Consider the following 13,208-nt stretch of genomic DNA (forward strand, 5'->3'; position numbering starts at 1 on the left):
CCCTGATGATCCAGTCCGTACTCGTCGCCAACCGGGGCGAGATCGCCTGCCGGGTCTTCCGTACCTGCCGTGAGCTGGGCATCGCGACCGTCGCGGTGTACTCGGACCCGGACGCCGACGCCCTGCACACGAGGGAGGCCGACGCCGCCGTACGCCTCCCCGGCGCCACCCCCGCCGAGACCTATCTGCGCGGTGACCTGATCGTGAAGGCGGCGCTCGCGGCGGGCGCGGACGCGGTGCACCCCGGATACGGATTCCTGTCCGAGAACGCAGGCTTCGCACGTGCCGTCATCGACGCGGGGCTGGTGTGGATCGGCCCGCCGCCCGAGGCCATCGAGGCGATGGCGTCCAAGACGCGGGCCAAGGAACTGATGGGCATCGCGCCCCTCGCCGCGTCCGACGTCACCGAGGAGGATCTCCCGGTGCTGGTCAAGGCGGCAGCGGGCGGTGGCGGTCGCGGCATGCGGATCGTGCGCGAACTCGCCTTCCTCAAGGAGGAACTGGAGGCCGCGCGGGCCGAGGCGCTCGGCGCCTTCGGCGACGGAGAGGTCTTCGTCGAGCCGTACGTCGAGAAGGGCCGCCATGTGGAGGTGCAGATCCTCGCGGACGCGCACGGCACGGTCTGGGCGCTCGGCACCCGTGACTGCTCCCTCCAGCGGCGTCACCAGAAGGTCGTCGAGGAGGCCCCGGCGCCCGGGCTGAGCCCGGAACTCACCGCCTCCCTCCACGAGATGGCCGTCCGCGCCGCCCGCGCGACGGACTACCGGGGCGCCGGCACGGTGGAGTTCCTGGTCGCCGACGGCACGGCGCACTTCCTGGAGATGAACACCCGCCTCCAGGTCGAACACCCGGTGACGGAAGAGGTGTTCGGCATCGACCTCGTCGCCCTGCAGCTGCGGGTCGCGGAGGACGCCCCGCTCCCGCCCGCCCCGCCGGATGCCCACGGCCACGCCGTCGAGGCCCGCCTCTACGCCGAGGACCCGGCCCGCGACTGGACCCCGCAGACCGGCACGCTGCACCGCCTCTCCGTGCCGGCCGGGTCCGGCGTGCGCCTGGACACCGGGTACGCGGACGGCGACCGCATCGGGGTCCACTACGACCCGATGCTGGCCAAGGCCGTCGCCTGGGCGCCCACCCGGGCGGAGGCCGTGCGCAAGCTGGCCGGCGTGCTGGAGCGCGCCCGCGTGCACGGGCCGGTGACCAACCGGGAACTGCTCGTACGGTCACTGCGGCACCCCGAGTTCGCCTCGGCCGCGATGGACACCGGCTTCTACGACCGGCATCTGCCGGAGCTGACCGCTGCCGAGGACGGCGAGCAAGTGGCCGCGCTCGCGGCCGCCCTGGCGGACGCGGCCGCCCGGCAGACGGCCGGGAGCGCCACCGCCCGCCTCGGCGGCTGGCGCAACCTTCCGTCGCAGCCGCAGGTCAAGCGGTATCTCGGCCGCGAAGGCGAGCACGAAGTGCGCTACCGCCGCACCCGCCACGGTACGGAGGCCGAAGGCTTTCCGGACGTGCGGGTCCTCGACGCGAACGCGCACGCCGTACGGCTGGAAGTCGCCGGGGTGCAGCGTGAGTTCCGGGTCGGCCGCTACGGCACCCGTGTCCACGTCGACACGGTCGCACGCGCCTACACCCTCACGGAAGCGCCCCGCTTCCCCGATCCCGCGGACCGCCACGAGCCCGGCTCGCTGCTCGCGCCGATGCCCGGAACCGTCGTACGCATCGCCGATGGCCTGGCCCCCGGGGCTGCGGTCACCGCCGGGCAGCCGCTCGTCTGGCTGGAGGCGATGAAGATGGAGCACAGGATCTCCGCTCCCGCCTCCGGCACGCTCACCGCGCTCCACGCCGCCCCCGGCCGCCAGGTCGAGGTCGGTGCCCTTCTCGCTGTCGTACAAGCCGCCGCACCAGCCGCCGTACAGGAGGACGCCACCCCATGAACAGCGTCATCGAGAGCGAAGAGCACACCGCACTGCGCGCCGCCGTCTCCGCGCTCGGGCGCCGGCACGGCCGCGGCTACGACCGCGAGGCGCTGTGGGCCGAGGCCGCCAAGCTCGGCTACCTCGGCGTGAACCTGCCCGAGGAGCACGGTGGCGGAGGCGGCGGCATGGCCGAGCTGTCCATCGTCCTGGAGGAGCTGGGCGCCGCGGGCTGTCCGCTGCTGATGATGGTGGTCTCGCCCGCCATCTGCGGCACCGTCATCGCCCGCTTCGGCACCGAGGAGCAGAAGCGCGCCTGGCTCCCCGGACTCGCCGACGGCAGCCGCACCATGGCCTTCGGCATCACCGAGCCCGACGCCGGATCGAACTCGCACCGTATCACCACCACGGCCCACAGGACCGAGGACGGCGGCTGGCGGCTGACCGGCCGCAAGGTCTTCATCTCCGGCGTCGACATCGCCGACGCCACGCTCGTCGTCGGACGGACGGAAGACGCGCGCACCGGCAAGCTCAAGCCCTGCCTGTTCATCGTCCCGCGCGACGCCCCCGGCTTCACCCGCTCGCAGATCGACATGGAACTGCACGCCCAGGAGAAGCAGTTCGAGCTCGTCCTCGACGACGTGGCGCTGCCCGCCGGCGCACTCGTCGGTGGGGGTACTCCCCCTGGCTCCACCGGGGGGACCCCCACCCACGCCGACGTCCCCCTGGGCCCGGCGGCCCGGGAGGTGCCCCCAGGGGGAGAGGACGCGGGCCTGCTCCAGCTCTTCGCCGGGCTCAACCCGGAGCGGATCATGACCGCGGCCTTCGCGATCGGGATGGGGCGTTACGCCCTCGCACAGGCCGTCGACTACGCGAGGACCCGGCAGGTCTGGAAGGCCCCCATCGGCGCCCACCAGGCCATCGCCCACCCCCTCGCCCAGGCCCACATCGAGCTGGAGCTCGCCCGCCTGATGATGCAGAAGGCCGCCGCCCTCTACGACGCGGGCGACGACCTGGGCGCGGGCGAGGCGGCGAACATGGCCAAGTACGCGGCCGCCGAGGCCTGTGTGAAGGCCGTCGACCAGTCCGTGCACACCCTCGGCGGCAACGGCCTCACCCGCGAGTACGGCCTCGCCGCGCTGATCACGGCCTCCCGCGTCGCCCGGATCGCTCCGGTCAGCCGGGAGATGATCCTCAACTACGTATCCCATCAGTCCCTGGGTCTCCCCAAGTCGTACTGACAGACGCGATTCTGGCGCCACCATTCCATCGCCGAAGGGCTGCAGCTGCCATGGTGATCACCAGCGAGTACGCGGACGTCCCTGCCGTCTCCCTCCCCATCCACGACGCCGTCCTCGGCCGCGCCACCGAGTACGGCGACACCGTCGCGCTCATCGACGGGGCGGGCGACATGACGATCACGTACGCACAGCTCGACACGTTCCACCGCCGTATCGCCGCCGCGCTCGCCGACGCGGGCGTGCGCAAGGGCGATGTCCTCGCCCTGCACAGCCCCAACACGGTCGCCTACCCGACGGTCTTCTACGCCGCCACGCGCGCCGGGGCGTCCGTCACGACCGTCCATCCGCTCGCCACGGCGGAGGAGTTCGCCAAGCAGCTGCGCGACTCCTCCGCCCGCTGGATCGTCACCGTCTCCCCGCTCCTCGAGACGGCCCGCCGCGCCGCCGAACTCGTCGGCGGCATCGAGGAGATCTTCGTCTGCGACCAGGCGGAGGGGCACCGCTCGATCCTCGGCATGCTCGGCTCCACCGCTCCGGAGCCGGACATCGCCGTCGACCCGGCCGAGGACGTCGCCGCCCTCCCGTACTCCTCGGGCACCACCGGCGTCCCGAAGGGCGTCATGCTCACCCACCGGTCCATCGCCACCAACCTGGCCCAGCTGGAGCCGTTCATCCCGATGAAGCCCGGCGACCGCATCCTCGCGGTGCTGCCGTTCTTCCACATCTACGGCCTCACCGCCCTGATGAACGCCCCGCTGCGCAGCGGGGCCACCGTCGTCGTGCTGCCCCGCTTCGACCTCGAGCAGTTCCTGGCCGCGATAGAGAAGCACCGCATCAACGGCCTGTACGTCGCCCCGCCGATCGTCCTCGCCCTCGCCAAGCACCCGGCGGTCGCGCAGTACGACCTGTCGTCGCTGGAGTACATCGTCAGCGCCGCCGCCCCGCTCGACGCCCAGCTCGCCCAGGCCTGCTCGGCGCGGCTGAAGCTGCCGCCGGTGCGGCAGGCGTACGGCATGACCGAGCTGTCGCCCGGAACCCACGTCGTGCCGCTGTCCGCCGCGACCCCGCCGCCCGGCACCGTCGGGAAGCTCCTGCCGAACACGGAGATGCGGATCCTCTCGCTCGACGACCCCGGCCGGGACGTCGCGCCCGGCGAGGAGGGAGAGATCGCGATCCGCGGCCCGCAGGTCATGAAGGGGTACCTCGGCCACCCCGAAGCCACCGCCGACATGATCGACGCCGAGGGATGGGTGCACACCGGCGACATCGGGCGCGTCGACGAGGACGGCTGGCTGTACGTCGTCGACCGCGTCAAGGAACTCATCAAGTACAAGGGCTTCCAGGTCGCCCCGGCCGAGCTGGAAGCCCTGCTCCTCACCCACGAGGGCATCGCCGACGCGGCGGTGATCGGCGTCTACGACGCCGACGGCAACGAGGTCCCGAAGGCGTACGTCGTGCGACAGCCTGCCGCGAACGGCCTCTCGGCGGACGACGTCATGGCGTACGTCGCCGAACGCGTCGCCCCGTACAAGAAGGTCCGCCGCGTCGAGTTCATCGGCGGAGTGCCGCGGGCCGCGTCGGGGAAGATCCTCCGGCGCGAGCTGCGCGACCGCGAGACGGAACAGGCGCAGGGAACACCGGAGAAGTCGGAGATGGGGACCACGTGACACTGATCAGCACGGCGTCCGAGCGCGGCATCGCGACGCTGACCCTGGACTCGCCGGCGAACCGCAACGCGCTGTCCGCGCGGCTCGTCGGCGAGCTCGCCGACGCACTGACGGCCTGCGGCAAGGACCCTTCCGTACGGGCGATCGTGCTCACCCACACCGGGAGCACCTTCAGCGCGGGCGCCGATCTCAAGGAGCCGCCCAACCCCTACACCTTCGTCGCGCTGCTCCGGCAGATCGTCGAGCTGGCCAAGCCGGTCGTGGCACGGGTGGCGGGGCACGTGCGGGCCGGGGGACTCGGCCTCGTCGGCGCCTGCGACGTCGCGGCCGCGACGTCGGGGTCGGACTTCGCGTTCACCGAGGTGCGGATCGGGGTCGCCCCTGCGGTCATCTCCCTGCCGCTGCTGCCGCGGCTGGAGCCCCGCGCGGCCGCCCGCTACTACCTCGGCGGTGAGCGTTTCGACGCCGCCGAGGCCGCCCGGATCGGACTCGTGACGGCGGCCGGCGAGGATGTGGACGCGGTTCTCGCGCCCCTGCTCGACGGCTTCCGCAAGGCCTCACCGGGCGCCCTGGACGCGACGAAACAGCTGCTCACGGCTAGGGTGCGGGAGACCTTCGACCGCGACGCGGAGGATCTCGTACAGCGCTCGGCGTCGCTCTTCGCCTCGGCGGAGGCGCGCGAGGGGATGACCGCCTTCCTCGAACGACGGGATCCCGCATGGGTGGTGTGACCACTCCGAAGCAGGACCGCAGCCGGGTGACCCGGCAGCGCCTGCTGGAGGCGGCCGTCGCCTGCCTGGCCGAACGCGGCTGGGCAGGCTCGACCGTCTCGGTGGTCGCCGAGCGCGCCGGGGTCTCCCGGGGCGCGGCACAGCACCACTTCCCGACCCGGGAGGACCTCTTCACGGCCGCCGTCGAGTACGTCGCGGAGGAGCGCTCCTCCGCGCTCCGGGCCCTTCCGGTGCAGAACCGGGCGGCCGTGGTCCAGGCCCTCGTCGACCTCTACACCGGCCCGCTGTTCCGCGCCGCCCTGCATCTGTGGGTCGCCGCCTCCAACGAGGAGCAGCTGCGCGGCCGGGTCACCGAGCTGGAGGCGCGGGTCGGCCGCGAGACCCACCGGATCGCCGTCGAGCTGCTGGGTGCGGACGAGTCGGTGCCGGGGGTGCGGGAGACGGTCCAGGGCCTGCTGGACATGGCCCGGGGGCTGGGCCTGGCGAATCTGCTGACGGACGACGCGGCGCGGCGGGGGAGAGTGGTGGCCCAGTGGGGGCGGCTGCTGGAGGAGGCACTGGGCTGACGGCCCGGATCCGCCCGGTGTGACCCGGGCCACCCGCACATGCCGCGTTCGCGTCGTACCCTTTCCGCATGCTTCCGCTCGTACGCCGCCGCCACGTGGACTTCCTCCGCGTCACGAGCATGGGCTGTCGGACCTCTCTCTGACCTCCGACGCAAGCCCTCACCCCACCCCATCCGGCCCACCGGCCCCCGCTCCACCCGGGCGGACACCGGCGGTACGAGTTCCCGGTCATCGCCGGGACCGGCGACCGGACCAGACACAGCGGACGCACCCATGTCTCACTCGTCCCACCCACAGGACTACTCGCAGCTCCCCGTCGTCGACCTCTCCGCGGCCGACCGCGGCCCCGCCGCCCGCGCCGAGCTGCACGCCCGGCTCCACAGCGCCGCCCACGACGTCGGCTTCTTCCAGCTGACCGGGCACGGCGTGACCGACGCCGAGACCACCGCGCTCACGACCGCCATGCGGGACTTCTTCGCACTCCCCGAGGCCGACCGGCTCGCCATAGACAACGTCAACTCACCGCACTTCCGCGGCTACACGCGCGTCGGCGACGAGCGCACCGGCGGCAGCCGGGACTGGCGCGACCAGCTCGACATCGGGGCCGAGCGGCCCGCACACACCCCCGGTCCCGGCGAGCCCGCCTACTGGTGGCTGGAGGGCCCCAACCAGTGGCCCGCCGCGCTGCCCGGGCTGCGTACCGCCGCGCTCGCCTGGATCGACCGGCTCGGCGGGGTCGCCGAGAAGCTCCTGCACGAGCTGCTCGCGGCGATCGGCGCGCCCCCGGACTTCTACGACGACATCTTCGGCGACCGCGCGCACCTGCACCTCAAGCTCGTGCGGTATCCGGGAAGCGCGCCCGGCAGCTCCGGGGACGGGGCGGGCCAGGGCGTCGGCGCCCACAAGGACTACGGTTTCCTCACCCTGCTCCACCAGGACCGGATCGGCGGGCTCCAGGTGCAGCGCGAGGACGGCGCCTTCCATGACGTACCGCCGCTGCCCGGAGCGTTCGTCGTCAACCTCGGCGAGCTCCTCGAAGTCGCCACCAACGGCTATCTGCTCGCGACCAACCACCGCGTGGTCAGCCCGCCCGGTGCCACCGAGCGGTACTCCGTGCCGTTCTTCTACAACCCGCGCCTGGACGCCCGGATCGCGCCGCTGCCCTTCCCGTTCGCGGCGGACGCGCCAGGCGTCACCGCGGACCCGGCCAATCCGCTGTTCGCGGAGTACGGCCGCAACGAGCTCAAGGGCAAGCTGCGGGCGCACCCGCTGGTGGCCGCCCGCCACCATGCGGCGCTGGTGGATCGGGCGGCGTGACCGGGCACGGGGCGGACCGGGCGCGGGGCGGACCGGGCGCGGGGCGGACCGGGCGCGGGGCGGACCGGGCGCGGGGCGGAACCGGACGGTGCTTGCTAGCCCCTGTCCGCGATGTCGGCGTGGCCCTCGATCTCGCGCGGGTCGCGAGAGCCCGGGCCGATGTACCGGGCGGACGGGCGCACCAGGCGCCCCGTCCGCTTCTGCTCCAGGATGTGCGCCGACCAGCCGGCCGTACGGGCGCACGTGAACATCGACGTGAACATGTGCGCCGGGACCTCGGCGAAGTCCAGCATGATCGCCGCCCAGAACTCCACGTTCGTCGCCAGGACCCGGTCCGGGCGGCGGTTGTGCAGCTCCTCCAGCGCGGCCTTCTCCAGTGCCTCCGCGATCTCGTAACGCGGCGCACCCAGGTCCTTGGCCGTACGCCGCAGCACGCGGGCGCGCGGGTCCTCGGCCCGGTACACGCGGTGGCCGAAGCCCATCAGCCGCTCACCCTTGTCGAGGGCCTTCTTCACGTACGCCGTCGCGTCGCCGGTGCGCTCGATCTCCTCGATCATGCCGAGGACACGGGACGGCGCACCGCCGTGCAGCGGGCCGGACATGGCGCCGACCGCGCCGGACAGGGCGGCCGCCACATCGGCACCGGTCGAGGCGATGACGCGGGCGGTGAAGGTGGAGGCGTTCATGCCGTGCTCGGCGGCCGACGTCCAGTACGCGTCGACGGCCTTGACGTGCTTCGGGTCCGGCTCGCCGCGCCAGCGGATCATGAACCGCTCGACGACCGTCTGCGCCTTGTCGATCTCGCGCTGCGGCACCATCGGAAGGCCCTGCCCGCGGGCACTCTGTGCCACGTACGACAGCGCCATCACGGCGGCCCGCGCGAGGTCGTCGCGCGCCTGCGCCTCGTCGATGTCGAGGAGCGGTTTCAGGCCCCACACGGGCGCGAGCATTGCGAGCGCGGACTGGACGTCGACGCGGATGTCACCGGAGTGGACCGGGATGGGGAACGGCTCTGCGGCCGGCAGACCGGGGTTGAAAGCGCCGTCGACCAGCAGGCCCCACACGTTCCCGAACGACACACGACCGACGAGATCCTCGATGTCGACGCCGCGGTACCGGAGCGCGCCGCCTTCCTTATCCGGTTCGGCGATCTCCGTCTCGAACGCGACGACTCCTTCGAGTCCGGGTACGAAGTCGGACATGAGGCGGCTCCTCGTGAGTTCGGTTCGGTCGCACCGGTGGTCGAACCGGATCGGTTTCCCCGGTGATGCCCCGCGCGGGGGGTGGTCACCCCAACCGCGTCGTAGGAAGGCCACAGTGGCCCAGCGCATGATTTTGGCCGGTTCCGACGATGCGGGGAAGCGTGACATCCGGCACACTCCGCCGATCCGGTTCCGGAGGATTAGCGGCACTCGGTGCCGGGCAAACTCGCCCGCCGCGAGGGAGGCGGGCCAGGGCTGCTCCCGGGTCGCGCAAAGAAGGTCAAAAAAGGGTTGAGCCACGCCGGTAGGGGTTTCTAATGTGTGACCTACGTAGGAAAGGAGGTGGTTCGGAAGTGATTTCTTCCCGGACGAGCGAGGTGGCTGCGGGCTAGCGGCCCGTCGTCGCACATCGTGCGCCTCGGCAGGCCGTCTGCCGAAATCCAAGCAGTCACCGACCCGCGGGCTCGCCGGTACGTCCGGCCGGCCTCCTCTTCGGAGGAGACCAGAGCCCGCGGGTTTCTGCGTTTCCCGGGGCAGTGCCGGCGCGCGTGCGTCAGGACGGGCTCAGGCTGCCCGTGCGCCGGGCACCTGCCTTCCCCGGTATGCAGGACGACCACGGCCGCCGCCGGCAGCACGGCGCTCAGGACGGCCGGGCCGGTGAGGGCCGGGGCCGGATCGGCGAGGGCGGGGTTCTCCAGCAGCGCCCCGGACCGCGATCAGGCTGCCGGTGAGGGGGAAGACCGCGCGCCACGGTGCTGTTCTGCTACCCGGCTACCCGGCTACCCGGCTACCCGGCGACCGGGCGGCCGGGCCTGCTGGCGGAAGGCTGGTCCGGCACTCCCGGCACCGTCGGCTGCACGCTGGAGAACCGGCTGCTCCGGGACGCGTACGCACACTTCACGGCAGCCGGAATCGCGGTGCGCGGGGTCAGCACGCAGCGCCGGGACGAGCAGCGGGAGTTCGCGGCGGCGGAGGACCTCCCCTTCCCGCTGCTGTCGGACATGGACACGCGGCCGGCCGCGGCGCTGCGGCTGCCGACGTTCAGGGCCGGGCAGTCCCTGCGGTGGAAGCGGGCGGCGCTGGTGGTGGACCGGGAGCGTACGGTCCGGCACGTGCAGTTCCCGGTCACCGACATCCTCGCCGCCGTGGAGACGGCGCTGGAGCGCGGGCGCGAGGTGGCTGCGGCCTCGCGGTGACGTCGGGGTGACGGGTCGCGGGTGACCGCCGTCAGGGTGACAGGCGCTCCACCCGCCAGCCCGAGGGCTGCTCGGCCGTCCGTACGTACCGCAGCCGGTCGTGCAGCCGGTTCTCGTGCCCCTGCCAGAACTCGACCGTCTCCGGCGTGACCCGGTAGCCGCCCCACTCCGGTGGCACCGGGACCTGCTCCCCTGCCGGATAGCGGGCCGCGAGCTCCTCGTAACGGTGCAGCAGCTCCGTCCGTGAGGCGATCACCGAGGACTGGGCGCTCGCCCAGGCGCCGAGCTGGGAGCCGTGCGGGCGGGTGCGGAAGTAGGCGGCGGTCTCGTCGCGTCCGACGCGGGTCACCGTGCCGTTGACGATGACCTGGCGGGCGAGCGGGTGCCAGGGGAAGAGCAGTGAGACGTACGGATTGGCGTCGAGCTCGCGGCCCTTGCGGGAGGTGTAGTTGGTGTAGAAGACGAAGCCGCGGTCGTCGAAGTGCTTGAGCAGCACCGTGCGGGAGGAGGGCCGGCCGTCAGCGGTGGCCGTGGAGACGATCATGGCGTTCGGTTCGTGGAGGTGTCCGGCCGCGGCGTCCTTGAACCAGTGGACGAACTGTTCCATCGGTTCGGCGGGCAGATCCGCCTCGTGCAGCGGGGTCGAGCGGTACTGCTCGCGCATGGCGGCGGGGTCGAGAGCGTCGGTCACGTGGTCATCCTGCCCTAGGCGCGCGAGCCGTCCTGCGCGGATCCCTCCCGCTCCCCGGCGCCTTCCCGCGGTGGCCATGGTGGCTGTGCCGGGGGCTCCAGGCGCGGTGGGTTTTCCGAAGAGCAACGATTTCCAGGAAATTCGTGTGTCCTGCATCACGTTCCAGTTGAATGGCCGAGCGTGCGTCCGCACGTGAGTACACGTCCTGCAGGGGGTGCCGGGATGAGTGCGTCCAGGAGTGAGACCGCCCATGCTCTGGGGCCTGACGAGCCGGAACGGGAGCCGGAGCGGGTCGGGCCCGGGTCGGATCTGCTTGCCGCGTTGCTCGACGGGATGGACGCGGCACTGTGCGCGTTCGACGCGGACGGCGTGATCACACACTGGAACCGGGAGGCCGAGCGGATCCTCGGTTGGTCGCCGGAGGAGGCCGTGGGGCGGCGCGGGTTCGCGGGGTGGGCGGTGCGGTCCGCGGACGCGGACGAGGTGCAGGGGCGGCTGATGGGCGCGATGCAGGCGCCGGGGCGGCAGGTGCACGAGTTCGCGCTGCTGCGCAAGGACGGCGGGCGGGTGCTCGTGCGGACGCAGTCGGCGGGCGTGCGCGGGGCCGACGGAAAGCCGGCGGGGGTGTACTGCGCGTTCAGCGAGGTGCATGCGCAGATCGATCTGGAGCGGTCGATCGCGCTGAGCGAGGCGTTGTTCGAGGACGCCTCGTGGGGCGTCGTCCTCGTGGACGTGGATCTGCGGCCGACCGTCGTCAACGGGCACGCGGCCCGGATGCTCGGCTCCGGCGTGCGGACGCCGCTGCTGGGGCGACCGCTCGGTGAGCAGATCGTGCAGGGCGTGGAGGAGCTGGAGGGCGCGCTGCAGCATGTGCTCGCGGAGGGGTCGCCGGGCGCGCTCGCCGAGCTGTGGGTGACGGTGCGGACGGACGAGGGGGAGCGCAGGCGGTGCTGGCGCAGCGGGTTCCTGCGGCTGGCGTCGCCGCTGGCGGAGGAACCGGTGCCGCTGGGGGTCGGCTGGCTGTTCCAGGACGTGACGCAGGCGAAACTCGCGGAGCAGGACGCGGACCGGCTGCGGTTCCGGTTCAGCCAGCTGCACCGGGCGGCGCGGGCGGCCGCGGAGTGCGAGGACCCGATGGAGGCGGCGACGGCGCAGGTGGACTTCGCGCTGGCCGGGTTCGCGGATCATGCCCTGGTCGACGTGGTGGCGGCCGGAGACGCGCGCGAACGGCTCGTACGGGCCGCGGCGACGCCCTCGGGTGCGCCGGGGCCGGTCGCGCGCGTGGCCGGCGCCGGGATCCCGGTGCGCTATGCGCAAGGGCATCCGGCGCTGCAGGCGATGGACCGCACCGGCTCGGTGCGGGCGAGCGCAGGAGGGGGCAAGGCAGGAGGGGGCAAGGGCGGACCGGAGGCGTGGGCGGCGGAGCGGCAGTGGCCCCGCGACGCGGTGCACGCCCTGTGCACGGTGCTGCGCAGCCGCGGGCGCACGCTGGGCGTGCTGACGTTCCTGCGGGCGGCGAACCGTCCCGCGTTCGAGCGCCCGGACGCCGTGTACGCCGAGAGCGTGGCGACGCGGGTGGCGGCGGCGCTGGACCTGTCAGGGGTGCGGGGATCCGGGGTGCAGGGGCAGCCGTGAGCCGCGGCCTCGCGGCGCTGCGGTCTCACGGCGCCGTGGTCTCGCGGCGCTGCAGTCTCGCGGCGCCGTGGTCTCGCGGCGCTGCAGTCTCGCGGCGCCGTGGTCTCGCGGCGCCGCCGCGCGTGAGGCCCGACGTGCGCGGCTCAGCGCCGGTAGAAGATGCGGTCCCCGTACGCGTCCATGACGCGCCCGTTCCACTCGTGGCCGCCGTCGACGTTCCCGGACCGCAGCAGCGGCGGCTCGATGCCGCGCGCGACGAGCTCGCCCGCCGCGGCCGCCATCGTCGCCTGCATCAGCGCGCTGGTGACGACCGTCGAGGCCGGGGCGAAGGGGGCCTCGATGCCCTCGGCGGTCAGCTCCGCGTCCCCGACCGCGATCTTGGAGTCGAGGACGATGTCGCAGTGGTCCTTGAGGTAGGTACCGGAGACGTGCCGGGAGGGGGTGCCTCCCGTGCCCGAAGGACCATGGGGGAGGGTCTCCGTCGCGTACGCCACCGACGTCACACCGATCACCGTGAGCCCGAGGGCCCGCGCGTGCATGGCCATCTCGACCGGGAGGGCGTTGCGGCCGGAGAGGGAGATGATGACCAGCAGGTCGCCGGAGCGGGCGGGGCTGGAGTCGAGAACCGCACCCGCGAGGCCGTCCACACGCTCCAGCGCGGAGCCCAGCGTGGCGGGCATGACGTCGACGCCGACGACGCCGGGCACGGCGAGCAGGTTCATGAGGGCGAGGCCGCCGGCGCGGTAGACCACGTCCTGGGCGGCGAGCGAGGAGTGGCCCGCGCCGAAAGCGAAGAGCCGGCCGCCTGCGGTGACGGTGTCCGCGATGGCGGAGCCGGCGGCCGCGATGGTGTCCGCTTCCTCGTCGCGCACGCGCTCGAGGAGGTTGATCGCGGCGTCGAAGAACTGACCGGCCAGCTTGTTCTCGCCCATTGCGGTGGCCCCTTCTCGTCGTGTCGCGGATCACGTTGCGGTCCGGACCATTGCTCTGTCAATACGGGGTTCTCACGGTGGGGCCCGGTTGTCAGTGCGATGCGTCAGAATTGG

At 72.9% G+C, this 13,208-nt stretch carries 10 protein-coding genes and 1 pseudogene; 8 read left to right on the top strand and 3 right to left on the bottom strand.

All coding sequences use genetic code 11. The features are described 5' to 3' along the window. The first annotated feature begins 5 nt into the window (after positions 1-5). The 6 genes from ACWCP0_RS07620 (at position 6) to ACWCP0_RS07645 (ending at position 7,438) form a co-directional block, all read left to right on the top strand. Positions 6-1,937: an acetyl/propionyl/methylcrotonyl-CoA carboxylase subunit alpha gene (locus ACWCP0_RS07620; protein ID WP_451077937.1), complete on the top strand. Its 1,932-nt coding sequence runs from the start codon at positions 6-8 to the stop codon at positions 1,935-1,937. Next, a complete protein-coding gene (locus ACWCP0_RS07625) occupies positions 1,934-3,157 on the top strand; it encodes an acyl-CoA dehydrogenase family protein (RefSeq protein ID WP_451077938.1) in 1,224 nt (407 codons plus the stop codon). The genes ACWCP0_RS07620 and ACWCP0_RS07625 overlap by 4 nt, the downstream gene beginning before the upstream one ends. Before the next feature lie 50 nt (positions 3,158-3,207). Further along, a complete protein-coding gene (locus ACWCP0_RS07630; protein WP_451077939.1) occupies positions 3,208-4,824 on the top strand; it encodes a 4-coumarate--CoA ligase family protein in 1,617 nt (538 codons plus the stop codon). 2 nt (positions 4,825-4,826) lie between these two features. Beyond that, positions 4,827-5,555 carry an enoyl-CoA hydratase family protein gene (locus tag ACWCP0_RS07635; RefSeq protein WP_451078050.1) on the top strand — a complete coding sequence of 243 codons (729 nt, stop codon included), beginning with the start codon at positions 4,827-4,829 and terminating at the stop codon, positions 5,553-5,555. Further along, positions 5,543-6,121, top strand: a complete 579-nt coding sequence (locus tag ACWCP0_RS07640; RefSeq protein WP_451077940.1) for a TetR/AcrR family transcriptional regulator — start codon at positions 5,543-5,545, stop codon at positions 6,119-6,121. Before ACWCP0_RS07635 ends, ACWCP0_RS07640 begins: the two co-directional genes overlap by 13 nt. Before the next feature lie 273 nt (positions 6,122-6,394). Further along, on the top strand, positions 6,395-7,438 hold the full coding sequence (locus ACWCP0_RS07645) for an isopenicillin N synthase family dioxygenase (protein ID WP_451077941.1): 1,044 nt from the start codon (positions 6,395-6,397) through the stop codon (positions 7,436-7,438). Positions 7,439-7,533: 95 nt separating this feature from the next. Here ACWCP0_RS07645 and ACWCP0_RS07650 read toward each other — a convergent pair whose 3' ends face one another. After that, a complete protein-coding gene (locus ACWCP0_RS07650; protein ID WP_451077942.1) occupies positions 7,534-8,640 on the bottom strand; it encodes a citrate synthase 2 in 1,107 nt (368 codons plus the stop codon). Between the two features lie 749 nt (positions 8,641-9,389). Between ACWCP0_RS07650 and ACWCP0_RS07655 the strand changes: the two are divergent. Next, a pseudogene (locus tag ACWCP0_RS07655) lies at positions 9,390-9,836 on the top strand (redoxin domain-containing protein); the annotation flags it as partial. Between the two features lie 31 nt (positions 9,837-9,867). Here the strand turns inward: ACWCP0_RS07655 and pdxH are convergent. Then, complete coding sequence (pdxH, locus tag ACWCP0_RS07660) at positions 9,868-10,527, bottom strand: pyridoxamine 5'-phosphate oxidase (RefSeq protein ID WP_451077943.1); 660 nt, start codon at positions 10,525-10,527, stop codon at positions 9,868-9,870. A 222-nt stretch (positions 10,528-10,749) separates the two neighbouring features. On the opposite strand from pdxH, the gene ACWCP0_RS07665 reads away from it, so the two are divergent. After that, positions 10,750-12,162 carry a PAS domain-containing protein gene (locus ACWCP0_RS07665; RefSeq protein WP_451077944.1) on the top strand — a complete coding sequence of 471 codons (1,413 nt, stop codon included), beginning with the start codon at positions 10,750-10,752 and terminating at the stop codon, positions 12,160-12,162. 143 nt (positions 12,163-12,305) lie between these two features. On the opposite strand, the gene ACWCP0_RS07670 is transcribed toward ACWCP0_RS07665, so the two are convergent. Beyond that, positions 12,306-13,094 (bottom strand): SIS domain-containing protein, encoded by a 789-nt coding sequence (locus ACWCP0_RS07670; protein WP_451077945.1) that lies wholly within the window; start codon positions 13,092-13,094, stop codon positions 12,306-12,308. Positions 13,095-13,208: the final 114 nt, after the last annotated feature.

The sequence above is a fragment of the Streptomyces sp. NPDC001970 genome (assembly GCF_053594115.1).